The sequence below is a fragment of the Gilliamella sp. Occ3-1 genome, from assembly GCF_001690655.1.
Taxonomy (GTDB): Bacteria; Pseudomonadota; Gammaproteobacteria; order Enterobacterales; family Orbaceae; genus Gilliamella; species Gilliamella apicola_P.
Genome location: NZ_LZHQ01000001.1, coordinates 55,742 through 80,770, shown reverse-complemented (window position 1 = coordinate 80,770; position 25,029 = coordinate 55,742). Strand labels below are relative to the sequence as shown.

The window sequence follows — 25,029 nt, the reverse complement described above, 5'->3', positions numbered from 1 at the left end:
TGATTATACCTTTATTAAATGAAAATCAGGAGCATTAATATGATAATGCTACCTATAACCATCGAAACCATATACCACCGAATTTGTCCATTTTCTAGGTCAACGATGAACGAGTTCAATTTTTTGATTCCTAACATTATCCAGTTATCCCAAAAAGCTAATGGATCTCTTTTCAACAAACGGGCTAAATAAACATAAGGTTTAACAAATAGAGTGTGCAACAAATAATTATAATGCCAATCACTATTACATAAACGTAAAAAGAATTTAATCATTGGCGTATTAAGAACTTCTTTTACTTCGCTATTTGGATGAGCATATAAAATATAGGCAATAAGAAAACTTAAACCAGTCACCGCCGCTAACAGTAGCTGAAAAGATAACTCCCCATTAGTATCTAAATCAGCTATTGGAATGATACCTTGAGTTGGTAATGGAAAATAGATAAATAAGGCTGTAGTAAATATTAATAAAAGGAAAATAGGGAAATAACTTATCCGTTTAGTTTCTGTAAAATCATGCTGTCTTTGTTTATGATAAAATGTCATTGAAATTAAACGCCAAATACTTAAACTAGAAAGCAAAATACCAAGCAATCCAATAGTTCCAGATATCAATTTATTTTGAGTCATTAAACCCAATATGATATCCCCTTTGATATAAAATGATGATGAAATCCAGGGCATAGCACTAAGTGATAGCATGATTAACAAAAATATCGCATACAACATTGGAAATGTTTTAATTAAACCGCCAAGTTTACTGATATCACGTTCACCTTGGCATTTTTTAATTAAAATTGATGAGGATAAAATCAGCAATGTGCTTGTTACGACATAATTAATTAAGCAATTAAGAGACAAACTCCAACTCTGTGTTGAAAATGCATAAAATAGATAGCTAATTTGCGTTAAATTTATATAAGTGATAATTCGTTTGATATCATACTGCACTAAAGCGATCGTGCTAGCAAATAATATGGTCAATGATGAAACTATAGCTATAATAGCAAGAACATCGCTCGACATCATAAACAAACCGCTAAATCTTAAGACTAAATACACCCCTGCCAATATCACCGTTGAAGATTGCAATAAAGCCATCGCTGGCATTGGAGCTAATGTTGTTTCAGCAAACCATGAATGCATAGGAAATAGTGCAGACTTACTCATTGTACCAAGGAATAACATTAGGGTAATCCAAAAAATGATATCTGAGTCGATAGCCAAATTATCATGTGCTTGCATCAACACATCACTGATATTTAATGTTTCTAAAGTTTGGTATAATAAAAATATGCCAATAATTAAAAAGATATCAGTTAAATGCATAATGATAAATGCCTTCACCGCAGCATAACCATTGCGCGCCTGTTTATAGTAAATACCGATAAGTAAGTAAGTACTTATACTTACACCTTCCCAGCCAATTAACATAACAAACAGATTATCAACTAATATAATGATTAATAGGCTAGCAATTAATAAATTGCTATAAGCGTAAAAGGTGTAAATATCCTTTCTTGATGTTAAATAACAAGCTGTAAAAAAATAGATTAAAAAACCAAAAAATGCAATTAAAGATAAAAAGGTTAACGATAAACCATCTAAGGTTAAAGTAATAGGTATAGTAAAATCACCAACAGAAAACCAATTCCATAATGGCCTGCTATAAACTAAGGTCATGTCAGGTACTGTATTTGAGCTAAAATCAATACAAGAAAATATAGTAATCAATGCAATTATTAACATAGTACTAATACCAATAATCATTACATTAATTGATCGAATATGCCTTCCAAAGCAAACCAATATTAGAAAAGAAAGCAAAGGAATAATAATAGTTAAATAAAGTAAATTCATCCTTTCATTTCACTCAATAAATCAATATTAAAGATTTTTCGACGATAGAATAGTTTCATCATTAATGCAAGACCGACACAAACCTCAGCTAAGGCTGTTATTACCGCTAATATTGCAAGGACTTGCCCATCAGATTGTTGCCAATAGCTACTTGCCGCAAACAACGCGACTATTGCCCCATTATTCATAATAATAAGGCTAAGTAATAAAAAATAGAAATGGCGTCGGATCATTGCCCCTAACAGACCTATCACAAACAAAATAGAAGCAAAAATAAGACAATGCATAAGTGGTGGAATCATATTATTTCTCCGACATAAGCCTATGCATAAAATGATAAGCAATCACAGCAGCGCCCAATAATAAAAACAGAGCCAATCCAACCATCAAAATGTATGCATATTTGGACATTTCATGCATTACTTCATGAGATTCTGTCAGTTCTGAATAGTCAGTACTTACTACACCATAAATCAATGCTACGAGTAATATAAATGCTAAGACGAGTGGACCTAACCAAATTTTAGGGCTAATTCCTTGTTTAGGATTTTCAACATTATCAACGCTAATTTTCAAAATTGAAGCGACAAATACAAAAATAGTTACCGAGCCACCAATAAATAGTAAGATATATAAAACAGCAGAATAATACGTATTAAGCAGAATAAATATCAATGCTGAAGCAAAAAGTGAAATAGCAAGATATAAAATTGCCTTATCAATCCGTAAACTACTAATCACCTTTACACTAGCAACGACAGCAACTATCGACGCAATATAGAAAACAGCGATCATTAAATAATCCAATATGTATTCATAATATAGCTAGTATATACCCAATTGATATCAAGATACAGTTTCCCACTATGTTCATCAAAAAAATAATTTTGTTAAATAGCCTTCTGATGAATATTTCAAAACTGAATGGACATTTTAAAGTTAACTTTTCATGCTAGATATAATTAAAACAACTAAAAAAAATAAAAACCATAAAATTTTATTATTTAAATTCAAAATTAAATTGTAATAAAGTATAACTTAAGCACATTAATCAACATTATACCTATCCCATTAAATTGTCATTTTGATCCATACAGCTTAAAGGTGCTTAGGCATAATAAAATCGAAGACGAGAAAATCATGAATAACCAATACTCATCAATGAGAAGTAATGTCAATATGTTAGGTACTTTACTAGGGAACGCAATCAAACGTGCTACCGGTAATGAAACATTTGATTTAGTTGAAATGGTAAGACAATTATCAAAATCAGCTCAACAAGGAGATATTCAAGCTCATAATGAGTTACTTAAATTAATTGAAAACCTTAATGATGACGATTTATTACATGTTGCACGGGCATTCAATCAGTTTTTGAATTTGGTCAATACAGCCGCTGAGTATTATGGCATTTCACCCCATGGGGAAGCTTCTAGTAGCCCTAAAAAAATGACCGAATTATTTAGCACACTAAAAAACCTTAATTTTTCAAATCAAACTATTACAAAAGCAATTAATGATTTGTCAATTGAATTAGTATTGACCGCACATCCGACCGAAATCAATCGCCGAACGATGATTAATACTTATACAGCTATAAATAACTGTCTATCACAACTGGACCATGATGATTTAGCTGACTACGAAATTGAGCGTATTATGCGACGTTTGAAGCAATTAGTTTGTCAGGCTTGGTATACTGACGAAATACGTAAAAAACGACCTACTCCAATTGATGAAGCAAAATGGGGATTCTCAGTCATTGAAGATAGCTTATGGAATGGTGTACCGCTATTTTTACGTGAACTTAATGACCAATTAGTTGATGCGTTTGATGAGCAATTATCGGTTGATCATGTCCCTATTAAATTTACCTCATGGATGGGGGGAGATCGTGATGGTAATCCAAATGTCACAGCGAAAGTAACAGAAAAAGTCATGTTACAAGCCAGATTAAAGGCAATTGAGTTATTTTTATCTGACATTCAAATACTTGTTCGTGAGCTTTCAATGACGGAATGCAGTAATTCGGTCATTGAACTGTTAGATGGAAAAAAGAAAAACGTTTCAGAGCCATATCGAGCTGTAATGAAGCAGTTACGAATACGTTTAATTAAAACTCACAACTATATTGAAGCTTTATTGAATAATGAACCTATATTAGCACCTTGCGATATTTTGACTAAAAATGAGCAGTTATGGAATCCGCTTTATGTATGTTATGAATCGTTAATTGATAATGGAATGTCAACAATTGCTCATGGGCCATTGTTAGATACACTGCGTCGTATAAAAAGCTTTGGGTTACAATTAGTCAGATTAGATATCCGTCAAGACAGTTCAGTACATACAGAAGCGCTCGACGCATTAACCAAAGAACTTAATTTAGGTAGCTATGCTCAATGGTCTGAAGAAGAAAAACAAGCGTTTTTATTAGCAGAATTACAATCAAATCGACCATTATTACCTTACAGCTGGCAACCAGATCAAATGGTTCAAGAAGTATTAGACACTTGTCGTGTAATAAAAAAAGCGGGCGATGAATCAATTGCTTCTTATGTAATTTCAATGGCCAAAGCACCTTCTGATATTTTAGCGGTTTATCTATTATTAAAAATCGTCGACTGCCAAAAACACATTCCCATAGTACCGTTATTTGAAACATTAGAGGACTTGAATAATGCTAAATCTGTCATGCAAAAACTACTGGATATCCCTTGGTATTACAATAAAATTCAAGGTAAACAGATGGTGATGATAGGTTATTCTGATTCGGCTAAAGATGCTGGCACTCTTGCCGCGTCTTGGGCACAATATCGCTCACAAGAGGAATTAGTTAATTTATTTGAAAAATATAATATCAATTTGGTGTTATTTCATGGACGAGGAGGATCAATTGGTCGAGGGGGCGCACCAGCTCATGCCGCACTGCTTTCGCAACCACCTGGATCATTAAAAGGAGGACTTAGAGTTACTGAACAAGGAGAAATGATCCGCTTTAAACTTGGTCTGCCAGAGGTTGCTCTCAGTAGTCTCATGCTTTATACCTCAGCTATTTTACAAGCCAACTTATTACCACCACCAGCACCTAAACAGGAATGGCAAAATATTATGGACGAAATGTCAGAAATTTCATGCCATTGTTATCGTAGTTATGTACGAGAACAAGCTGAATTTGTTGATTATTTTAGAGCTGTAACACCTGAGGTTGAATTAGCCAGATTACCACTAGGCTCAAGACCACAAAAACGCCGAACAGGTGGAGGTATTGAAAGTTTACGTGCTATTCCTTGGATTTTTGCTTGGACACAAAACCGTTTAATGGTGCCATCTTGGCTCGGTGCAGGTAGTGCACTTAGAGCTGTTATTGGAGAAGGCAGACAAAACATTCTTAAAGAGATGTACCATAATTGGCCTTTCTTTAATGCCCGGTTAGGTATGCTTGAAATGGTTTACGCAAAATCTGCGCCAAATATTCACCAATATTACGAACAACGTTTAGTCGATCCTGCATTATGGCCATTAGGTGAAGAATTAAGAAATTTGCTAACCCAAGATATCAATACAGTGTTAACTATCACTGATGATATTAGTTTAATGGCTGATTTACCTTGGATAGCACAGTCGGTAGCATTACGTAATACTTACATTGAACCATTAAACTTATTACAAGTAGAGTTACTGAGTCGCTCTCGGAAAAACAATAATCATGAAAACATTATTGTTGAACAAGGGTTAATGATCACTATCTCAGGAATCGCAGCAGGCATGCGAAACTCAGGATAAAATAAAAAAGGCTAATGTCTTTTTTATTTTTCTGATAATAATTGATCTAAATAAGCTTTAGCGTCTTGATCTCCTTGCTCGCTAGCTTTAGTAAACCAATAAATGGCTCGATCTTTATTCGTGCCTTCGCCTTGTAGATATTTAATACCTAAATTATATTGGGCATCAACACTACCTTGTTCTGCAGCTTTTAGATACCATTCAACAGCTTTTTTCTCGTCTTTAGCCACTCCTCCACCTACATCATACATCACACCAATATTATATTGAGCATCAGCATTACCAGCTTCAGCGGCTTTAGTGAACCAATATGCCGCTTGCGTATTGTCAGGTTTAGTTCCCGTACCTGTTGCATACATAATAGCTAAATCATACATCGCTAATACATGACCATGCTCTGCCGCCTGTTTATAAAAATAGCTAGCAGCCACATAATCTTGGGTCAAACCATCACCTTTTTCAGACATTAACCCTAAATAATATTGCGCTTCTGGAATGTTATCTTTAGCTGCTTTACTAAACCAATCAGCTGCCGTCATGCGATCTTTTGTTACACCATCACCAAAAAAATACATAATACCAAGGTTTAAATAAGCATCATAAATACCTTGATCACCAGCTTGAGTAAAATAATCAATCGCAGCTAATATATTTTGTTCTACTCCATTACCATCTTTATACATTAAAGCTAAATTGTATTTAGCCAATGCATAATTTTGATCTGCCGCTAATTTAAAATATTTAAATGCTTCATTTAAATCAGCCTTGGTTCCATCACCTTTTTGATACATAAATGCTAAATTATTTTGTGCTTTGGCAAGCCCTTGCTCTGCCGCTTTTTTATACCAAAAAAAAGCACGAACATCACTAACTTCAACGCCCAATCCTTGTTTATAAATATTTCCTAATGAGTATTGGGCTTCCGCATTCCCTTTTTCCGCTGACAAACGCAAAGAAGGAAGCAATGAATCTGACTCTTTGAGTTTTAATTGAGTATCGTCTGATTGCGTCTTATAATCTGCAGCCATCGCACTATAAGGAATAGATAACAATAGTACTAATAATATTTCAAATTTTTTCATATTTTTATGATTATTATGACATCTAAAATAATTATACATAATTGTAAGCAAAGGGAATAGTTTTGTTTAATTCTTATAGTTGCTATTTTATTTATACAATTAATATTAGCTAAAAATACAATTCTATAAACCTAATTCGTCCCATATTTCATCAATACGGGTAATTACTTTTGGATCTTTTTTAATTATCTTTCCCCATTCACGGTCTGTTTCACCTAGCCATTTATTGGTTGCATCCAACCCCATTTTAGAACCTAATCCAGAGACTGGTGAAGCAAAGTCTAAATAATCGATCGGTGTATTATCAATAAAAGTTGTATCCCGATGAGGATCCATACGTGTCGAAATAGCCCACATTACATCTTTCCAGTCACGCGCATTAATATCATCATCACAGACAATTACAAATTTGGTATACATAAATTGCCGTAAATACGACCAAATTCCCATCATAACTCGTTTAGCATGACCTGGATATTGCTTTTTAATAGTAACAATTGCAATACGGTATGAACATCCTTCTGGCGGTAAATAAAAATCAACAATTTCGGGGAACTGCTTTTGTAAAATTGGAATAAAAACTTCATTCAAAGCAAGTCCCATAATTGCGGGTTCATCTGGTGGTCTACCTGTATAAGTTGAGTGATAAATCGCATCTTTGCGGCGAGTTAAGTGCGTTACGGTAAATACGGAAAATTGCTCAACTTCATTATAATAACCTGTGTGATCACCATACGGACCTTCTGATGCTAACTCATTAGGATCAATATAACCTTCAAGAATTATCTCTGCACTAGCTGGAACCTCTAAATCATTTGATAACGATTTGACTACCTCTGTTCGGCTACCACGTAATAATCCAGAAAAAGCATATTCAGGTAGAGTATCTGGCACTGGTGTCACTGCACCTAAAATGGTGGCTGGATCAGCACCAATAGCAATACTAACTGGAAATCTTTCGTTTGGATGTGCTTGTTGCCATTCGGCAAAATCAAGTGCACCACCACGATGTGAAAGCCAACGCATGATCAATTTATTTTTTCCTAAAAGTTGCAAGCGATAAATGCCCACATTTTGTCGATCTTTATAAGGACCTTTAGTAATAGTCAGTCCCCAAGATAACAGAGGTGCTACATCTTCGGGCCAGCAATGCATAATAGGTAAACGAGTCAAATCCACCTCATCATCCTTAAAAATCACCTCTTGGCATGGTGCTGAAGAACGATGTTTGACTGGCATATTTAGTACTTGTTTATACTTAGGTAACACATTAAAAAATTGCCGTATGCCCTTAGGCGGTTCGGGTTCACGTAAAAATGCCAATAACTCACCAATTTCACGCAAAGCTGAAGTATCTTCACGCCCCATTCCCATTGCAACACGTTTAGCGGTGCCAAACAAATTGCATAAAACAGGCATATCATAACCAATGGGATTTTCGAATAATAAAGCAGGGCCTCCATTGCGTAAAACACGATCAGCAATTTCGGTCATTTCGAGATAAGGATCAACAGAGAAAGTAATTTTTTTTAATTCACCTTGTTGTTCAAGATAATCTAAGAAATCTCTAAAATCTGAAAAATTCATTTATTACAACTCCCTGTTGCTTAAATAAGCTTGAATTAACTAAATCCTAAAATCATTTTTAATAGTAAATGCTAATGTAGCTTTGGTATTTAATTAGTCTGCATCAAAGTTTTCACTATATAGGCACTTGTTTATTTTGATTACAATCAACAATTTTAGGAAATAAACTATCATATTGTTTTTTTTATAAATTTTAATAAATTTATCTTGATTAACTTAATAAAATAAAAATTGTTTAGATTGATCATCAAATAAAAAAGAAGCTATCCAGTCATTTTGATCATCGTTATTTTCATTAGCAAATATCTGAATAATACTATTTTCACGTTTTTCTGGTTGATCATGTAATTTATAATCAATTATTTTTTCAGCTATTTTAACGTTATACTCATCGAAAACAATATAATCATTTTGATTGGACTGGCACTTTTTTAAAACCATGTTAGCATTACTAGTTGGTATAAAAAATCATAAATAGGACAAAGCAACGGCATATAGGCTTAATTTCATTTCAAACCTCTTAATTAGATTTAATCAAACTATGAATATTATCAATAGCTTCACTGTTATTTGATGATAAAGTAAGATTGGCTGCTTCATCAATGGTTAACCACTGGTAAGCTAAATGCTCAGTAAGCATCGGTGTTATCTCTTTAATAACAGGCAGATAAAACCAATGTTCTTTATTTAGCTTAACTTCTGGTGCATATTTATGTCTAAATTGCGGGAAAATCTCAAATTCAACGGAATGCATTGCATCAATTAACTCAAGATTTTGCCCAATAATATCAATGCCTGTCTCTTCAAAAACCTCACGAATTGCTGTTTCTCGTGGTAACTCGTTATCTTCCATACTACCTGTTACTGATTGCCAAAAATAAGGGTCGTCTTGGCGCTGTAACATAAGGCAACGGTTCGTTGTCTGGCAGAAAATCACCACCAGAACAGATTCAGGTTTTTTGAATTTTCGCATTAAATATCACTATTTTTTACTTACTTCAATACCAAGTTCAGTCAATGCTGCAACATTGGCTGGGCTTGGAGCATCAGTAAGTAAACAAGTTGCTGCTGTAGTTTTAGGAAATGCTATCACATCGCGAATATTATCCGTTCCAGTTAATAACATACTTAATCGATCTAATCCAAATGCCAATCCTGCATGTGGAGGTGTGCCATATTTTAATGCATCAAGTAAAAAGCCAAATTTCTCACGTTGATCATGTTCATTAATACCTAAAATTGAAAAGACAGCTTGTTGCATTTCGCTACGGTGAATACGAACCGAACCACCACCAACCTCATAACCATTGATTACCATATCATAAGCATTTGCAACAGCATTTTCAGGATTATTCAGAAGTTCTTTTGGTGTATAATCTTTTGGTGACGTAAATGGGTGATGCATAGCACTTAAACCTTCATCTATTTGTTCAAACATCGGGAAATCAATAACCCAAAGTACCGCCCATTTACTTTCATCGGTTAAACCTAAATCTTTACCAACTTTTAAACGTAATGCCCCTAACGCATCACTCACTACTTTATAGCTATCGGCACCAAATAATAAAATATCACCATCTTTAGCATTGGCACGATTAAGCAGTGCTTCCATTTGCAATTCATTAAAGAATTTAGCAACTGGGCTTTGTACACCTTCTAACCCTTTGCTACGTTCATTAACTTTAATCCAAGCCATACCTTTTGCGCCGTAAACTGAAATGAATTGCGTATATTCATCAAGTTGTTTACGTGTTAATTGTGCACCGTTTGGAACACAAAGCAAAGCAACGCGTCCTTTCGGATCGTTAGCTGGTGTTGAAAACACTTTAAAATCAACATTTTTAACCAAATCAGCCACATCAATAATTTCAAGCGGATTACGCAGATCAGGCTTATCACTTCCAAAGCGACGCATCGCTTCAGCAAAAGTCATAATAGGAAATTTACCTAAATCCACATTTTTCACATGTAACCAAAGCTCACGAATCATCTTCTCCATAACATCCCGCACTTGCTCTGCTGTCATAAATGAAGTTTCAACATCGATTTGCGTAAACTCAGGCTGACGATCGGCTCGTAAATCTTCATCGCGAAAACATTTTACAATTTGATAATAACGGTCGAATCCTGACATCATTAGCAATTGTTTAAATAATTGTGGCGATTGTGGTAGCGCATAGAACTCACCTTTATGAATTCGACTTGGAACCAAGTAATCTCGTGCGCCCTCTGGAGTTGCTTTGGTTAACATTGGCGTTTCGATATCTAAAAAACCATGTTTGTTCATAAACGAACGAACAAATGCAGTAATTTTAGCTCGCGTTTTAAAGATCGTTGCCATTTCAGGGCGGCGCAAGTCAATATAACGGTATTTTAGACGTTGCTCTTCACTATTGTTTTGATTGAAATCAAGAGGCAATACATCGCTACGGTTAAATATTGTCAATTCAGTTACCAAAATCTCAACCTCTCCGGTTGCCATATCTTTATTGATTTGACCCTCCGGACGAGCTCTTACTTTACCTTTAATTTGGATACAAAATTCATTACGAAGTTCACCAGCAAGTTGATATGCTTGTTGATAATCAGGATCAAAAAAAACTTGTACAATACCTTCACGATCACGCATATCGATAAAAATCATACCGCCTAAGTCTCGGCGTTTATTGACCCAACCACATAATGTTACTTCTTGATTAATATAACTTGCATTGAGTTGTCCGCAATAAATTGTTCTCATTAAAATATCCTGTGTACTATTAGCAAAATGATAATTATTATAGAGCAATTTATCAGGGTATAAAGACCATGATTTAAATTAATTATCATTTATTTTATTTATGTTATTTTTTAATAATAAATTTACTTTATAAAAGTTTTTATAAAATAAATTAAATTCAAAAAGATACCAATTACATCTTAATTTTATAAAAAATATAACCAAATTACTTATTGAAAATAACTTGTCATATCAAATATTTATTAATAAGCTTTAAAATTATTTAATAATTTATTTACTTGATATGAAAGCTTTAATTTCAATTGATTATACGAATAATTTTGGTGCTGATAACGGGACTTTAACTACAGGACTAGCTTGTCAAAAAATTGAAACTGAAATGCTAAACGTAACAGAATCATTTATAAAAAATAATAATTTTGTCGTTTTTGTTATCGATACCCATGACCCCTCTAATAAATTTTATCCTGAAAATTCTTTTTTTCCGCCTCATAATATAATTGGTACTTTAAGACAACAATTATTTGGTAGTTTAGATAACCTTTATCGAAAATATAAAAATTCTAATCATATTTATAGGATAAATAAGCGCTACTATTCAGCTTTTTGTGGGTCAGATATTGATTTACGATTACACGAAAGATGCAGTGGCCACCTTTGATCCAATCGGTCATCAATAGGATTTAAATCATTTTAAAAATACTTTAGGTGCAACGGTACTTTAAAAATATTTAAAATAAATTAAGGAGTAATATAAGAATGGAAGTTTTACGAGATTATAAAGTGCATTTACTTGCATTAGTCGTTGTTTTGGCATGTGAGTTTATCGGTAAGCAGTCTATTTGGATTATCGCTGTGTATCCGATGTTATACGCCATGATCATTGGTGGAGTAATAAGTATTCCCAAATTAAAAATATTAAAACTAAAAAATATGAATAATGCCAGCGCCATCATGATTGTAACTTTGATGTTACTTATTGCCAAGCTTGGCGTTTCTATCGGTCCTAAGATTGATATGATTCTAAAAGATGCTAAGTTAGCATTAATTTTTCAGGAATTAGGCCATTTTGCTGGTACGATTTTATTGGGGCTACCACTAGCAATGATATTAGGTATGAAACGTGAAGCTGTTGGTGCAACTTATTCTGTTGCTCGCGAACCGAATATAGCAATTGTTGCAGATAAATATGGATTGGATTCCGCTGAAGGTCGAGGCGTTATGGCGATGTATGTTTGTGGCACACTTTATGGCGCTATTTGGATGAGTATACTAGCCAGTGTGATGGCAAAACTAGATATTCTCCATCCTTATGCTTTAGCCATGGGAGCTGGGGTTGGAAGTGGTAGTATGATGGCGGCATCCCTTGCTCCAATAAGTGACCTTTATCCAGAAATGGCTAGTGAAATCAAAGCCTATGCAACAACAGCAAACTTAATGTCGAGTGTTGTTGGCATTTATATTTATACATTATTTTCACTACCATTTGCCTCTTTCTTATATAACATTTTTTCGCGTTTACGACGTAACAAAGGAGGAGCACTATAATGAAGAGTTTAGAAACAATATTTTTACTGATCTTAGTTGCCATTATTATGGCTGCTGGTAATACAGTAGGTTACAAAATTGATTTTATACTGTCATTAGAAGCGTTATCAATTTTAGTTGTTATATCAATTGTTGGCTATTTTGTTGGCAAAATTCCAGTATTAAACAAATTTCCAGTCATTTTATGGGTATCAATTGTAGCCGCAGTGGCTTCATCACCTATTTTCCCTTTTCATGAACAAGTTGTTTCACTGACTGACAAGGTGTCTTTATTGGCGGTTTGTACCCCAGTGCTTGCTTATGCTGGATTGGCTATTGGTAAAGATTTAGCATTATTTAAAAGTATCTCATGGCGAATTATTCCTGTTTCATTAGCTGTATTTTCAGGCACTTTTATTTTGGCAGCGATCATTGCTCAAATCACCTTGCATTGGGAAGGTGTTATCTAATTTAAACTAGGATTTAATTTATGACAAAAGAAGAACTTAAAAAAAAGGTTTGTAGTGCAATTGCAAACCGTAAAGCTGATATTAAAGCAATTGCTGAATCAATTTGGGCAGAACCTGAACTTGGTTATAAAGAACACAAAACAGCCAAAAAAGTTGAGCAAACTTTTGAAAAACTAGGTGTTCCATTTAAAAATAAATTAGCAATAACAGGAGTAAAAGGTCGCTTAAAAGGGGGGAAAGGTAGCAACTATAGCATTGCCGTTATCGGCGAGCTTGATGCTATTATTTGTGCAGATCACCCTGCTGCTGACGAAACATCTGGTGCTGCGCACTGCTGTGGACATAATGCTCAAATTGCCAATATGATGGCAGTAACGATGGGATTAATTGATTCAGGGGCTATGCAATTTTTAGCTGGCGATGTCGTACCATTTGCTGTTCCAGCTGAAGAATATGTTGAAATCACTTATCGAAATCGCTTAATAGAAGAAGGTAAAATCAAATATATTGGTGGCAAACCAGAGTTAATTTCACGTGGCGAGTTTGACGATATTGATATGGCATTACAAATACATTTAACTAGTGTACCTAATGAACGTCAAAATGGTTTTATCGAAATATCAACAACTAGCAATGGTTTCATCGGAAAATTAATTAAATATAAAGGTGAGGCAGCACATGCAGCTGCAGCGCCTCATGCTGGCGTCAATGCCTTAAATGCTGCGATGATGGGAATGATGGGTGTGCATGCTATTCGTGAAACATTTCAAGAAAAAGACTACATTAGATTCCATCCAATTATTACCAAAGGTGGTGATTTAGTTAATGTAGTTCCAAGCGATGTCAGAATGGAAAGCTATGTGCGCGCAAGCAATGTGCCAGCCATGATTGATGCCAATGAGCGAATAAATCAAGCATTAAAAGCTGGAGCAATGGCCGTTGGGGCAACGTGTGAAATTAAAGATCTACCAGGTTATTTACCTTTGCAAAACAACCCAACACTTAATGACTTTTTACAAAGTAATGCACAAGATCTAATTGGTGCTGATAATGTTTGGATTGCGCCTCATATGACAGGTAGTACGGATACTGGAGATTTATCTCACATTATGCCTGTTAGCCACCCATGGATTGGTTCAGTTCGAGGTGTTTTACATGGTAAAGATTATACGGTATTTGATGAAGAAATGGCTTACATCGGTCCTGCACAAATGATGGCATGTACAATTATTGATTTACTTTATGATGATGCCAAACCTGCACAGAAGCTGATGTCAGAATATAAACCACTAATGACCAAAGAGGAATATTTAACCTTTCTATCTGGCTTTGACAAATAATCTTAATAGCTTGGCATATTCTTGTGCCAAGTTTCTGTTATAATGCTTCTTCATAATTAACCACAATAATAGTCGCACAATATGCTAGAACTTACTGATCAAGAATTGTTTCGTTATGATAGACAAATCACATTGCGTGATTTCGATATTGATAAACAGCAAATATTGAAAAACAGTTCAGCACTGATCATTGGTTTAGGCGGACTTGGTTGCGCTGCATCACTCTATTTAGCGGCATCAGGTTTAGGCAAATTAACGTTAGTTGATTTTGACACCATATCAAAATCCAACTTAAATCGACAAATCTTATATACCGAAAGCTTTATTAATCAATACAAAGTCGAGGTGGCAAAAGAAGCCTTAACCAATATAAATGCCAATACGTTAATTGAAACAGTAAATCAGCGACTTGATGATAATAAGCTTATTTCACTTATTAAACAACATGATATTGTCATAGACTGTACGGATAACCTAGTGACACGAGAGCAAATTAACCGCTGTTGCTTTCAAGTAAAAAAAACGTTAGTTTCTGGAGCGGTAATCCGTATGGAGGGGTTATTAAGTGTATTTACATACCAACCTAATGAACCATGTTATCACTGTTTAAGTCGCTTATTTGGTAAAGATCAACTCACTTGTGTTGAGACCGGCGTCATGGCACCGCTTGTTGGAATGTTTGGTTCCATGCAAGCCTTAGAAGCGATAAAAGTGTTAACTCAATATGGAAAACCATTAATTGGTCGTGTATTAATGATTGATACAATGACAATGGAGTTCAGCCAAGTTAAATTTACCAAACAACCTAATTGTCCTGTTTGTGGTAATGGTAATACCAATCAGGTTTCTCAATGAAAATTAATCGAATTATTTTAGCTCCTATGGAGGGAATACTTGATTATCAAGTCAGGCAACTTTTAACTGAAATTAACCAATTTGATTATTGTGTTACAGAATTTATCAGAGTGACCCATCACAAATTATCAAATAGGACTTTCTATCGCCTATGCCCTGAACTTTACAATAATGGAAAAACCAAATCTGGCACGCCAGTTCGTGTCCAAATTTTAGGACAGTCGCCAGAGTGGATGGCTGAAAATGCCGTTAAAGCTATCGAATTAGGTTCTTATGGCATAGATATCAATTTTGGTTGCCCTGCCAAAACTGTAGTTGGCAGCCATGGTGGCGCTTATTTATTACAATATCCAGAGCAGATATTTAATATTGTCAGCCAAGTACGACAAGCTATAGGTGCAACAAATAAATTATCAGTCAAAATTCGCTTAGGTTGGGATAATAAATCACATTGCCACGAAATTGCCAACGCAATTGAACTTGCCGGAGCCAACGAAATAGCAATTCACGGAAGGACCAAAGAAGACGGCTATAAAACTGAAAAAATAGATTGGCAAACAATAGGCCAAATCAAACAGCACTTAAAAACTCCTGTTATTGCTAATGGTGAAATTTTCTCTATTGCAGATGCAGAAAATTGCATAAGCCAAAGCCAAACTAATGACATTATGCTAGGGCGAGGTATTTTAACTATTCCAAATCTAGCTAATATGATTCGAACTAAACAGTCAGCATTAAATTGGCAACAAGTGATGGAAATTTTAATTCACTATGCAATATCACCTATTGATAATGCTAAACCTCTTTATCACTCTGCTCGCATCAAACAATGGCTTGCTTATTTAAAACAGCACTATGTTCAAGCGTCAGAAATATTACAAAACATTAGAACACTCAAATCACAACAAGAAATTTGTCAATTTTTAACTAATGGCAACAAAAATAATACATAAGGACAAATACTATTTATATAGTATACATTTACAATATATGAATTTCTTTCTGGCATAGACCGTTTAGAAAATCTTGTAATGTGGTATTTTTTGTAGCCGACACGATTGTAATATGAAACATTTCATATGCACTATAGTATTCAAGTACACCATTTTTTAAGATCTGTTATTGTTATTCTAAGATAGCACTGAGCTTTACTATATCTGCTTTATTCACTTTCACTATCTAAAAAGCAATAAATGCAGCAATGTTACTCGGAATTAATTTCTTGCTTGTAATAATTCAAAATAGTTTTCCTCTAGCTGTTTATTCTAATCAGATAAAATTGCATTTAGCGAACCAATAACATAAATATCAGCTCATCTTTTTACTGTAATTAAATTTTTTGAGCTATAGCATTATTAATTGCTTGGCATACTATCGTATAACTCAATCAAAATGTTTATGTAATATCTCTTTCTGGTGGTAACCAACTATAATTTTATGTGTACCATTCTTTAATAAAGACAGTTTAATGAGCTTCCATTTTTAACAAACTTTATTAATTAATACAATAAGTTATATATTAGTAATCCTGTTTATCAGAGTGTTTAATGTTCTTGCCAAATTAATTATACAATCATATTGGGATACTAATTTTTATTTTCACAATGTCACTATGGTTCACTAATTAAAAATAAACCATTTTTAGTGAGAATGATCACAAATTTATAAAAATAATGATGAAAATTTATTTTGTAAGTGAAAACATGTTTAACCAATAAACAAAATTTTTCATTAAGCTTTAAAAAAGTTTGATGATATAAGTACGCTAAAAATGCAAATTTTGAGAGCAGAATAACCAAAGTTATTTATTATTAATAAAATTTAGTACTAAACAACAGGTAAGAATTATGTTTATCAAATAATATTTAACTAATAAAAATAAAATTCAAAATAGGAGTTTATATTTATGGAGTTTCTAAATATTCTTTGGGTTATCCTTGGAATAGGATTAATGTTATTTTTTAATATCCGCTTTAAAATAAACTCAATGATTGCATTATTAGCTACTGCAATATTTGTTGGTCTGATGGCTAAAATGGATTTATTGAGTATTCTTAAAACGATTAAATCAGGATTTGGTGGAACACTTGGTGAATTAGCTATTATTGTTGTTTTTGGGGCTGTTATTGGCAAATTAATGGTTGATTCAGGTGCAGCTCATCAAATTGCTCAAGCTTTACTAAAAAAACTTGGGATTAAATATGTAAAAATAGCGATCATTATTATGGGGCTTATATTTGGTCTAGCAATGTTTTATGAGGCCGCATTTATCATATTAGCTCCGTTAGTAATTGCATTAGCAAAAGAAGCAAAAATTCCATTTTTAAAACTAGCTATTCCTGGAGTTGCAGCAGCAACCACAGCCCACTCATTATTTCCTCCACAACCAGGACCTGTAGCTTTAGTTAATGCCTATGGGGCTGATATGGGAATGGTTTATATTTATGGACTTATTGTCGCAATTCCCTCTGTAATTTGTGCTGGTATAATTCTTCCTAAATTTCTCGGCAATTTAGTAAGACCTACCCCACAGTTCTTACAATCTGAAATACCTATTGATAAAAATAATCTTCCTTCTTTTTTTACATCAATTACTGTACCTTTGATTCCTGCTTATATCATGATAGCAACCACAATAGCAAATATATGGTTAGAAAAAGGAACAACTGCATATTCTGTTTTCAACTTTATTGGTTCATCCCAAATTGCAATGTTTATTGCTATGGTTACTGCATTTATATTTTTTGGTAAAAAACTTGACTATTCAATGGAATGGATTATGAAGTCTTTTGATAATGCGGTAAAAGGTATTGCAATGGTTGTTTTAATTATTGGTGCTGGTGGTGCATTAAAGCAAATTATCATCGATACTGGTATTGGCGATACTATTGGTCAATTAATGTCAACTGGGGGGGTATCTCCTTATATTATGGCATGGTTAATTACTGTGTTAATCCGTTTAGCAACAGGGCAAGGTGTTGTTTCTGCTATGACAGCAGCTGGAATTATCGGTGCTGCAGTTATCGATCCTACTACGGGGGGTATGAGAAGCGTGAGCCCAGCCTTACTTGTGCTTGCAACTGCTGCAGGGTCTAATACATTAACTCATATCAACGATGCTTCTTTCTGGTTGTTTAAAGGTTACTTCGATTTATCGATCAAAGATACTTTAAAAACATGGGGCTTATTAGAACTAATTAATTCAATTGTTGGTTTAGTTGTTGTGTTAATTATAAGCATTATTGCTTAATTGTAATCTTTTTATTCATTTCCAATAAACCTTGTGTCATAATCAGCTACACGTTTTTATTGTTTATATTTAATTAAATTTTAAAAATTTATTTTGGTAAAGAGATTTTCATTAAAATGTAAATAATTATTTTCAATAAGACTTTTGATTATAAATGAGGTAGATTATTAGCTCAATTCTAATTTAAAAAACTGGTTCTTTATTGAGAAAGGAGTGAAAGTCAAGATATGCGTTATAACGAGCCACAAATGTTGACGTCAATTTTGGCACAAAACTTTAGTTTATCTAAAATTCAAGATAGAACTAATGCATTAAACTCCTTGGCTAAAGTTGTTAATGATTTGTTGCAATCACCGATGAATCAACAATGCCGAGTTGCCAATTATCGTCAAGGTGTTATGATTTTAGAAGTAAGTACAGCTAGTTGGTTAACTAGATTAAAATACGAACAAAGCAATTTAATATCTGAGATAAGAAAAAATATCTTACCCTCCCTATCTTCTATTCAATATCAGATTAATCCAGATATTTCGGTGAGGTGGTCACACAACAATTATCAAAGTGATAAGTCATCTTTAGTTTCAAGCGTGATAACACAAAAAAGTGCGATGTTTTTATATGCATTAGCAGAAAATGCACCAGACAAGTTAAAAAAACAATTGATAAAACTTGCTAACCATGCAAAATAAGTGCAAGCAAGTAGGATTAAATTTTATAACATTGTATATCTTAAAGATATAAGGAGTGAATGATGGATAAAGATATGATTACTTATCTTATAATCGGATTATTAATTGGTTTTATTGTTAGTTTTGTTTCCACGAACCTTATTAGTCCTAAAGCACGTAAATATGCCAAAGTTAAACAAGAATTAGATCAAACAAAAGATGAATTAATAGCGCAAAAACAAATGATTGCTAAACATTTCTCACACAGTGCAGAGATATTGGATAATATGGCTAAAGATTTTCGTCGTCTTTATCAACATATGGCAGAAAACTCTAGTCAATTTATGGATAGTGATAAAGTTCACTCTTTAGATTTTGATTCAAACTCAGATTTGGACGAAAAAAAAGAAATTACACTTGATAAGCAACCAAGAGATTATTCTTGATAATTCTTCAGTTTATTTAAAACGGATATAAATAAATCTTAACCTATGATTTTGTTGACCGTTACTTAATTCCAAACAATTTTATAGAGAGTAAATTTTTGTAAAAGCGAGAGTTCTAAGATGATTAATTTATTAAAACAACAAAAAAAATTATTAAGTATTTTAGCGTTAAGTTTAGGAATGAGTTTGTCTGCACTTCCGAATACTTATGCTGCTTTTCCTCCAGCCTCAACCGATAATAATATGCAACTACCAAGTTTGGCGCCTATGCTTGAAACTGTATTACCATCAGTTGTTAGTATTAAAGTTGAAGGAACAGCTCAAATGCAAAATAATATGCCAGAAGAGTTTAGACGTTTTTTTGGTTATCCAGATAGCCAATCAAGGGCGTTTACAGGTTTAGGTTCTGGTGTGATTATTGATGCCGAAAAAGGCTATGTTGTTACGAATAATCATGTTATCGATGGTGCTGATGAAATTACGGTTGCTCTAAATGATGGCCATGAATTTAAAGCAAAACTAATTGGTAAGGATCCACAAAGCGATATAGCATTACTTAAAGTCGATGATGCCAAAAAATTAACAGCTATTAAATTAGCCGACTCTGATAATTTATGTGTTGGTGATTATGTTGTTGCTATAGGTAATCCATTTGGCATTGGTCAAACCGTTACTTCAGGGATTATTTCAGCTTTGGCTCGTAGTGGACTTAATATGAATGGTTTTGAAAACTTCATTCAAACAGATGCTTCAATTAACCAAGGTAACTCTGGTGGAGCACTTGTGAATTTAAAAGGTGAGCTTGTAGGTATTAATACAGCCATTATTGCTCCAAGCGGTGGTAATGTTGGAATCGGATTTGCAATTCCTAGTAATATGGTAAAAAGTTTAACTTCTCAGCTTATAGAGTTTGGTGAAGTAAAACGTGGTGTGCTTGGTATCAAAGGCAATGAATTGACATCGGATATAGCAAAAGCGTTTGATATTGATGTTCAAAAAGGTGCTTTTGTTAGTGAAGTTATTGAAAATTCAGCTGCACAAGCTGCAGGAATTAAATCTGGTGATATTATTATTTCGATGGATGGTAAACCAGTTGATAGTTTTGCTGAATTACGTGCAAAAATAGCGACAACTGGAGCAGGAAGAACTGTACGGTTAGGCTTAATTCGCGATGGTAAAACAATATCTGTTGAGGTAAAACTAAAAAATAGCGATGAGACAGCAACTGATGCGAAATCGCTACATTCTGCTCTTGATGGTGCAACGCTTAGCAATGGGGAAATTAAAGGCCAAAAAGGTGTTTTAATAGAAAATATTGCTAAAAATTCGCCTGCATCTCGACTCAGTTTGCAAGAGGGAGATCTTATTACTGGTGTTAATAAAGAACGAGTAACTAATATTGCAGATCTTCGAAAAATTATTGATAGTCACCCATCAGTAATTGCATTAAATATAATTCGTGGTGATAGTCGCTTATATTTAATTTTACGATAATTAGTTTCCTTTTGTATCGTCGATGCCTTGGCATCGACGAAAACTCTAATTTTAACCTTAATATAGATGTGCTAAAATCTTTACCATTCATCCCATTAAAATCCTGAAAGTAATGCTTAAAAGAATTTTATGGCCAATATTAATTGGAACGGTTTTAGCTATTGTCTTATTGATTGTTTTTCCTTCTTTACAAAAGGGAACCCAATCAAATTTTCCAACCTCAATTTTTAGTAACGAGCCATTAAGCTATTCTAGTGCCGTTAAAATCGCGGCTCCAGCAGTAGTTAATATCTATAGTCGCTCAATTAATTCTTTTTCTCAAGAATCACAAAATAACCCAATAACTCCGCTAGGTTCAGGGGTAATTATGAGTGATCAAGGTTACATTGTTACTAATTATCATGTTGTTGAAGATGCGGAACAAATTATTATTGCATTGCAAGATGGGCGTATATTCGAAGCTTTATCTGTAGGTTCAGATAAACTTGTTGATCTTGCTGTATTAAAAATAGAAGCCTTTAATATTCCAACTATATTGATTAATCCTCAACGCGAACCAAAAATTGGTGATGTCGTTTTAGCCATAGGAAACCCTTACAATATAGGACAAACTATTACGCAAGGTATTATCAGTGCTACAGGCCGTGATGGATTGAGTCCATACAGAAGGCAGAATTTTATTCAAACAGATGCATCAATAAATCACGGTAATTCAGGTGGAGCGCTAGTAAATACTAAAGGTGAATTAATGGGAATTAATACTCTTACCTTTGCAAAAAATTTAGGAAATGATTTTCCGGAGGGAATTGGATTTGCGATCCCAACAGCATTAGCAGTTAAAATCATGAATAAATTAATTCGTGATGGAAAAGTCATTAGAGGGTATATAGGTATTGATGGATTAGAATTTGCACCAACTCAAAATCCAAGTGATATACCTGTGGTGTTAGGTATTTTAGTCACCAAAGCGGAAGGTCCTTCATTGCAATCAGGAATACAAACCAATGATATTCTGATTATGGTAGATAATAAGCCTGTTAAATCAATTGTTGAAACAATGGATCAAATAGCAGAGTTGAAACCAGGTACAATTGTCCCCATTATAGTTCTGCGAAATGGTGAAAAGATTGAACTGCAAGTAACAATAGGTCAATTACCTGTTTAATTGTTCTTTTATTTCTTGATTAACACAGTCATTGACTGTATAATCTGCGGTCTTATCATGTTTTTTAACATTCGTATGGTGTATAGATTTTGCTTTTATAGCCATTTATATAGCGATACGAAAAACTTTAGAGGCTTATTATGAAAGAAGGTATTCATCCAGAATATACTGCAATTACAGCAACTTGTTCTTGTGGTAACGTTATTAAAACCCATTCTACTGTTGGTCATGATATTCATCTTGATGTATGTGGTGAATGTCACCCATTCTATACAGGTAAACAACGTGATGTTGCAACTGGTGGACGTGTAGATAAGTTTAAACAACGTTTTGCTATGGTTGGTGGTAAAAAATAATTTCCCCAAAAACCATGTAAAAGATTAACAATAGTTAAAAAGGCGCATAACGCGCCTTTTGTTTTTTTAGAATAAATCTTTTAGTTAATGATCAATCAAATTCGGGGTTAATACCTAAATCTTGCATCATTTTTTGAGCTTGTTTTGGAATACCGTCTTCGCGTTCTTTTTGTAAATCGTCATCACAAGGTAAAGGTTGGCCAGTATAAGCATGGAGAAAGGCTTCACACAATAATTCACTATTTGTTGCGTGACGTAAATTATTAACTTGTCGGCGAGTACGCTCATCAGTCAATATTTTTAAAACTTTTAACGGAATTGATACTGTAATTTTTTTTACTTGCTCGCTTTTTTTACCATGCTCAGCATAAGGGCTTATATATTCGCCATTCCATTCCATCATCTTGTCACCAAATTACATCACAAATAATGTGGGCAATTCTAACGTTTTTTTTATTTCTCTGCAATCTACACATCAAGATAGTTAGACGTCTAGACATGTTGACGTCCTTATTGAATGTGTTATTCTTATACAATCTGTTTTGGAAGTAAGCAAAGTATTATTTAGAGGAATGTTATTATGGTTAGTCAAACCAACAATTTAAGCCAAGGAACAATAGCTGTTCGTGGTGGGATTAATACTGATGAGCAATATGGTAGTGTCGTACCTGTTATTACACCATCTACTTGTTATCGTTATGAAGAATTTGCAAAACCAAGAAAGTTTGATTATGCCCGAAAAGCGAATCCTAGTCGGCGATTAGTAGAAGAAACTGTTGCAAAATTAGAAGGTGGTGCCGATGCTATCTTAACAAACTGTGGTATGTCAGCAATTCACCTTATCAGTGTTGCTTTATTAGCGCCAAATGACTTAGTTATTGCTCCTCATGATTGTTATGGTGGTAGCTATCGACTTTTTAATAGTCTAAGCCAAAAAGGCTATTTTAAAGTGAAATTTGTTGATCAATCTGATTCAATAGCCTTACAAGAAGCACTTAATTTACATCCTAAATTAGTATTGATTGAAACACCAAGTAACCCATTACTTCGTGTTGTTGATATCAAAAAAATAGCCCAACAAGCACATGATGTTGGTGCTTTGGTTTTAGTCGATAATACGTTTATGACGCCGATTTTACAAAAACCGTTGGAGCTTGGTGCTGATATAGTCAGCCATTCTTGTACCAAATTTTTAAATGGGCATTCGGATTTATTAGCGGGAATTTTAGTCTTCAAAGACCAACAGCTTGCTACAGATGTTTTATGGTGGGCCAATAATATTGGTACGCTTACTTCATCATTTGATAGTTATCTTTTATTGCGTGGGTTACGAACTCTTGCTGCACGTGTTAATTTACAACAAGAAAATGCCCAAAAAGTTGTTGAGTTTCTTGTTAATCACCCAAAAATAGCAAAAGTATTTCATCCCTCTTTACCATCTAATCTTGGGCATGATATTGCTAAAGAACAACAAAAGGGGTTTGGTTCGTTACTAAGTTTTGAACTAGTTGGAAATGCCGATGTAATGCCGAAGTTTTTAAAAGCGCTTAAAATTATTACCTTAGCTCAATCACTTGGTGGCGTTGAAAGTCTTGTCTGCCACCCAGCAACAATGACACATTCAGGTATTAGTGCTGAAGCACGAAAAACAGCGGGTATTTCAGATCAGCTATTACGTATTTCAGTTGGTTTAGAAGATATTACTGATTTACTGGCTGATTTACAGCAAGCACTTGAAACAATCTAATTGAATTTTTAGATTGAAAGAGGGTTGATGATATAATGCTATAATGTTATTTCATCAACCTATTATTTGCACTTTTATTAAAGTAATGTTTTATTCTTTCTGAAATTTTCTATCTTCTTTTTTATCGCGGTAAAAATTTCATCGATTGAATGCCGTTTAGCTCTACCACAAATTTTTGCCTCTTCATTGCAGACCAAACATTGTCTTGGTTGATTTTCGAATTGAGAACGTGAAAGGCTATTTTGTGTAACAATGTCAATGACATCAATGTCCCACAAACGCCCTAAGGGGTGATTATTTTCGACTTCAATACAATATTTTTTAAGGGTTTTAGCTGAACATTTAATTGCTATGATTGCTTCTGAACCAGTAATGTAATGGAAATGATCTTCATTGATTATTGTTATATCGTTTTGTAAAAAACAGAGATGTAAAGCTTTAATTGCTTCGTCAAAAAGATAACGGGCTCCGCTACTGTTTTTTATAGGACCAGGAATAACTATGCTTAATGATATGATTGGATATTTATAGCATGTCATTGCATGCTTTTGGTTTTCAACTCGCTTTTCCTTGGCTAGTAGCATTTGCTCAAGGGTAATAGGAGTGCCATCATCAAATTTAATTTGCATTTTTTTCATCAAATAGAAAAGTAAT

At 33.9% G+C, this 25,029-nt stretch carries 23 protein-coding genes and 1 pseudogene; 14 read left to right on the top strand and 10 right to left on the bottom strand.

The genetic code is table 11. The annotated features are described in order from the left end of the window. Positions 1 to 14: 14 nt before the first annotated feature. Genes A9G43_RS00410 through A9G43_RS00400 form a run of 3 tightly spaced genes read right to left on the bottom strand, consistent with a single transcriptional unit; the run spans position 15 to position 2,657 of the window. Positions 15 to 1,862 carry an NADH-quinone oxidoreductase subunit 5 family protein gene (locus A9G43_RS00410; protein ID WP_065605727.1) on the bottom strand — a complete coding sequence of 616 codons (1,848 nt, stop codon included), beginning with the start codon at positions 1,860 to 1,862 and terminating at the stop codon, positions 15 to 17. Beyond that, the gene (gene nuoK / locus A9G43_RS00405; protein WP_218058568.1) at positions 1,859 to 2,164 is read right to left on the bottom strand and encodes an NADH-quinone oxidoreductase subunit NuoK; all 306 of its coding nucleotides are present in this window, start codon (positions 2,162 to 2,164) and stop codon (positions 1,859 to 1,861) included. Before nuoK ends, A9G43_RS00410 begins: the two co-directional genes overlap by 4 nt. Before the next feature lies 1 nt (position 2,165). Next, the gene (locus A9G43_RS00400; RefSeq protein WP_065605725.1) at positions 2,166 to 2,657 is read right to left on the bottom strand and encodes an NADH-quinone oxidoreductase subunit J family protein; all 492 of its coding nucleotides are present in this window, start codon (positions 2,655 to 2,657) and stop codon (positions 2,166 to 2,168) included. 345 nt (positions 2,658 to 3,002) lie between these two features. Between A9G43_RS00400 and ppc the strand changes: the two genes are divergently transcribed. Then, positions 3,003 to 5,648, top strand: a complete 2,646-nt coding sequence (gene ppc / locus A9G43_RS00395; RefSeq protein WP_065605724.1) for a phosphoenolpyruvate carboxylase — start codon at positions 3,003 to 3,005, stop codon at positions 5,646 to 5,648. 23 nt (positions 5,649 to 5,671) lie between these two features. Here ppc and A9G43_RS00390 read toward each other — a convergent pair whose 3' ends face one another. The 5 genes from A9G43_RS00390 to aspS form a co-directional block, all read right to left on the bottom strand. After that, the gene (locus A9G43_RS00390; protein ID WP_176701671.1) at positions 5,672 to 6,730 is read right to left on the bottom strand and encodes an SEL1-like repeat protein; all 1,059 of its coding nucleotides are present in this window, start codon (positions 6,728 to 6,730) and stop codon (positions 5,672 to 5,674) included. 123 nt (positions 6,731 to 6,853) lie between these two features. After that, positions 6,854 to 8,317, bottom strand: a complete 1,464-nt coding sequence (gene ubiD, locus A9G43_RS00385) for a 4-hydroxy-3-polyprenylbenzoate decarboxylase (protein WP_065605720.1) — start codon at positions 8,315 to 8,317, stop codon at positions 6,854 to 6,856. A gap of 216 nt (positions 8,318 to 8,533) precedes the next feature. After that, positions 8,534 to 8,758 carry a hypothetical protein gene (locus A9G43_RS00380; protein ID WP_065605718.1) on the bottom strand — a complete coding sequence of 75 codons (225 nt, stop codon included), beginning with the start codon at positions 8,756 to 8,758 and terminating at the stop codon, positions 8,534 to 8,536. Between the two features lie 79 nt (positions 8,759 to 8,837). Further along, a complete protein-coding gene (gene nudB / locus A9G43_RS00375) occupies positions 8,838 to 9,290 on the bottom strand; it encodes a dihydroneopterin triphosphate diphosphatase (protein ID WP_065605716.1) in 453 nt (150 codons plus the stop codon). Positions 9,291 to 9,299: 9 nt separating this feature from the next. After that, the gene (aspS, locus tag A9G43_RS00370) at positions 9,300 to 11,057 is read right to left on the bottom strand and encodes an aspartate--tRNA ligase (protein ID WP_065605714.1); all 1,758 of its coding nucleotides are present in this window, start codon (positions 11,055 to 11,057) and stop codon (positions 9,300 to 9,302) included. 283 nt (positions 11,058 to 11,340) lie between these two features. Between aspS and A9G43_RS00365 the strand changes: the two are divergent. The 12 genes and pseudogenes from A9G43_RS00365 (at position 11,341) to rpmE (ending at position 22,628) form a co-directional block, all read left to right on the top strand. Beyond that, a pseudogene (locus A9G43_RS00365) lies at positions 11,341 to 11,737 on the top strand (cysteine hydrolase family protein). Positions 11,738 to 11,816: 79 nt separating this feature from the next. Further along, positions 11,817 to 12,605 (top strand): DUF3100 domain-containing protein, encoded by a 789-nt coding sequence (locus A9G43_RS00360; protein WP_065605712.1) that lies wholly within the window; start codon positions 11,817 to 11,819, stop codon positions 12,603 to 12,605. Next, a complete protein-coding gene (locus A9G43_RS00355) occupies positions 12,605 to 13,054 on the top strand; it encodes a hypothetical protein (protein ID WP_034912382.1) in 450 nt (149 codons plus the stop codon). Before A9G43_RS00360 ends, A9G43_RS00355 begins: the two co-directional genes overlap by 1 nt. A gap of 20 nt (positions 13,055 to 13,074) precedes the next feature. Further along, a complete protein-coding gene (locus A9G43_RS00350; protein WP_065605710.1) occupies positions 13,075 to 14,394 on the top strand; it encodes an amidohydrolase in 1,320 nt (439 codons plus the stop codon). Positions 14,395 to 14,475: 81 nt separating this feature from the next. Beyond that, positions 14,476 to 15,249, top strand: a complete 774-nt coding sequence (locus tag A9G43_RS00345) for a molybdopterin-synthase adenylyltransferase MoeB (RefSeq protein WP_065605708.1) — start codon at positions 14,476 to 14,478, stop codon at positions 15,247 to 15,249. Then, the gene (gene dusC / locus A9G43_RS00340; RefSeq protein WP_065605706.1) at positions 15,246 to 16,202 is read left to right on the top strand and encodes a tRNA dihydrouridine(16) synthase DusC; all 957 of its coding nucleotides are present in this window, start codon (positions 15,246 to 15,248) and stop codon (positions 16,200 to 16,202) included. The genes A9G43_RS00345 and dusC overlap by 4 nt, the downstream gene beginning before the upstream one ends. A 953-nt stretch (positions 16,203 to 17,155) precedes the next feature. Beyond that, positions 17,156 to 18,499 carry a gluconate permease GntP gene (gntP, locus tag A9G43_RS00335; RefSeq protein ID WP_065605704.1) on the top strand — a complete coding sequence of 448 codons (1,344 nt, stop codon included), beginning with the start codon at positions 17,156 to 17,158 and terminating at the stop codon, positions 18,497 to 18,499. Positions 18,500 to 18,726: 227 nt separating this feature from the next. Next, entirely contained in the window at positions 18,727 to 19,188 is a 462-nt protein-coding gene (locus A9G43_RS00330; RefSeq protein ID WP_065605702.1) for a DUF721 domain-containing protein, read from the top strand. A gap of 59 nt (positions 19,189 to 19,247) precedes the next feature. After that, positions 19,248 to 19,613, top strand: coding sequence for a YhcB family protein (locus tag A9G43_RS00325; RefSeq protein ID WP_081297964.1), 366 nt, complete (start codon positions 19,248 to 19,250; stop codon positions 19,611 to 19,613). Between the two features lie 120 nt (positions 19,614 to 19,733). After that, positions 19,734 to 21,107: a Do family serine endopeptidase gene (locus tag A9G43_RS00320; protein ID WP_065605698.1), complete on the top strand. Its 1,374-nt coding sequence runs from the start codon at positions 19,734 to 19,736 to the stop codon at positions 21,105 to 21,107. A gap of 112 nt (positions 21,108 to 21,219) precedes the next feature. Then, positions 21,220 to 22,272 (top strand): outer membrane-stress sensor serine endopeptidase DegS, encoded by a 1,053-nt coding sequence (gene degS / locus A9G43_RS00315; protein ID WP_065605695.1) that lies wholly within the window; start codon positions 21,220 to 21,222, stop codon positions 22,270 to 22,272. 140 nt (positions 22,273 to 22,412) lie between these two features. Continuing rightward, entirely contained in the window at positions 22,413 to 22,628 is a 216-nt protein-coding gene (gene rpmE / locus A9G43_RS00310) for a 50S ribosomal protein L31 (protein ID WP_034914396.1), read from the top strand. A 91-nt stretch (positions 22,629 to 22,719) separates the two neighbouring features. On the opposite strand, the gene metJ is transcribed toward rpmE, so the two are convergent. After that, positions 22,720 to 23,031, bottom strand: a complete 312-nt coding sequence (gene metJ, locus A9G43_RS00305; protein WP_065605693.1) for a met regulon transcriptional regulator MetJ — start codon at positions 23,029 to 23,031, stop codon at positions 22,720 to 22,722. A gap of 177 nt (positions 23,032 to 23,208) precedes the next feature. Here metJ and metB point away from each other — a divergent pair, with 177 nt between their 5' ends. Next, entirely contained in the window at positions 23,209 to 24,375 is a 1,167-nt protein-coding gene (metB, locus tag A9G43_RS00300; protein ID WP_065561410.1) for a cystathionine gamma-synthase, read from the top strand. A 77-nt stretch (positions 24,376 to 24,452) separates the two neighbouring features. Here metB and citX read toward each other — a convergent pair whose 3' ends face one another. Continuing rightward, positions 24,453 to 25,004 (bottom strand): citrate lyase holo-[acyl-carrier protein] synthase, encoded by a 552-nt coding sequence (citX, locus tag A9G43_RS00295; RefSeq protein WP_065561411.1) that lies wholly within the window; start codon positions 25,002 to 25,004, stop codon positions 24,453 to 24,455. Positions 25,005 to 25,029: the final 25 nt, after the last annotated feature.

What these genes read in the sequence shown, in the direction of transcription:
- A9G43_RS00410 (WP_065605727.1), bottom strand. Translation starts at nt 1,862, where the DNA reads ATGAATTTACTTTATTTAACTATTATTATTCCTTTGCTTTCTTTTCTA.
- nuoK (WP_218058568.1), bottom strand. Translation starts at nt 2,164, where the DNA reads ATGATTCCACCACTTATGCATTGTCTTATTTTTGCTTCTATTTTGTTT.
- A9G43_RS00400 (WP_065605725.1), bottom strand. Translation starts at nt 2,657, where the DNA reads ATGATCGCTGTTTTCTATATTGCGTCGATAGTTGCTGTCGTTGCTAGT.
- ppc (WP_065605724.1), top strand. Translation starts at nt 3,003, where the DNA reads ATGAATAACCAATACTCATCAATGAGAAGTAATGTCAATATGTTAGGT.
- A9G43_RS00390 (WP_176701671.1), bottom strand. Translation starts at nt 6,730, where the DNA reads ATGAAAAAATTTGAAATATTATTAGTACTATTGTTATCTATTCCTTAT.
- ubiD (WP_065605720.1), bottom strand. Translation starts at nt 8,317, where the DNA reads ATGAATTTTTCAGATTTTAGAGATTTCTTAGATTATCTTGAACAACAA.
- A9G43_RS00380 (WP_065605718.1), bottom strand. Translation starts at nt 8,758, where the DNA reads ATGGTTTTAAAAAAGTGCCAGTCCAATCAAAATGATTATATTGTTTTC.
- nudB (WP_065605716.1), bottom strand. Translation starts at nt 9,290, where the DNA reads ATGCGAAAATTCAAAAAACCTGAATCTGTTCTGGTGGTGATTTTCTGC.
- aspS (WP_065605714.1), bottom strand. Translation starts at nt 11,057, where the DNA reads ATGAGAACAATTTATTGCGGACAACTCAATGCAAGTTATATTAATCAA.
- A9G43_RS00360 (WP_065605712.1), top strand. Translation starts at nt 11,817, where the DNA reads ATGGAAGTTTTACGAGATTATAAAGTGCATTTACTTGCATTAGTCGTT.
- A9G43_RS00355 (WP_034912382.1), top strand. Translation starts at nt 12,605, where the DNA reads ATGAAGAGTTTAGAAACAATATTTTTACTGATCTTAGTTGCCATTATT.
- A9G43_RS00350 (WP_065605710.1), top strand. Translation starts at nt 13,075, where the DNA reads ATGACAAAAGAAGAACTTAAAAAAAAGGTTTGTAGTGCAATTGCAAAC.
- A9G43_RS00345 (WP_065605708.1), top strand. Translation starts at nt 14,476, where the DNA reads ATGCTAGAACTTACTGATCAAGAATTGTTTCGTTATGATAGACAAATC.
- dusC (WP_065605706.1), top strand. Translation starts at nt 15,246, where the DNA reads ATGAAAATTAATCGAATTATTTTAGCTCCTATGGAGGGAATACTTGAT.
- gntP (WP_065605704.1), top strand. Translation starts at nt 17,156, where the DNA reads ATGGAGTTTCTAAATATTCTTTGGGTTATCCTTGGAATAGGATTAATG.
- A9G43_RS00330 (WP_065605702.1), top strand. Translation starts at nt 18,727, where the DNA reads ATGCGTTATAACGAGCCACAAATGTTGACGTCAATTTTGGCACAAAAC.
- A9G43_RS00325 (WP_081297964.1), top strand. Translation starts at nt 19,248, where the DNA reads ATGATGGATAAAGATATGATTACTTATCTTATAATCGGATTATTAATT.
- A9G43_RS00320 (WP_065605698.1), top strand. Translation starts at nt 19,734, where the DNA reads ATGATTAATTTATTAAAACAACAAAAAAAATTATTAAGTATTTTAGCG.
- degS (WP_065605695.1), top strand. Translation starts at nt 21,220, where the DNA reads ATGCTTAAAAGAATTTTATGGCCAATATTAATTGGAACGGTTTTAGCT.
- rpmE (WP_034914396.1), top strand. Translation starts at nt 22,413, where the DNA reads ATGAAAGAAGGTATTCATCCAGAATATACTGCAATTACAGCAACTTGT.
- metJ (WP_065605693.1), bottom strand. Translation starts at nt 23,031, where the DNA reads ATGATGGAATGGAATGGCGAATATATAAGCCCTTATGCTGAGCATGGT.
- metB (WP_065561410.1), top strand. Translation starts at nt 23,209, where the DNA reads ATGGTTAGTCAAACCAACAATTTAAGCCAAGGAACAATAGCTGTTCGT.
- citX (WP_065561411.1), bottom strand. Translation starts at nt 25,004, where the DNA reads ATGCAAATTAAATTTGATGATGGCACTCCTATTACCCTTGAGCAAATG.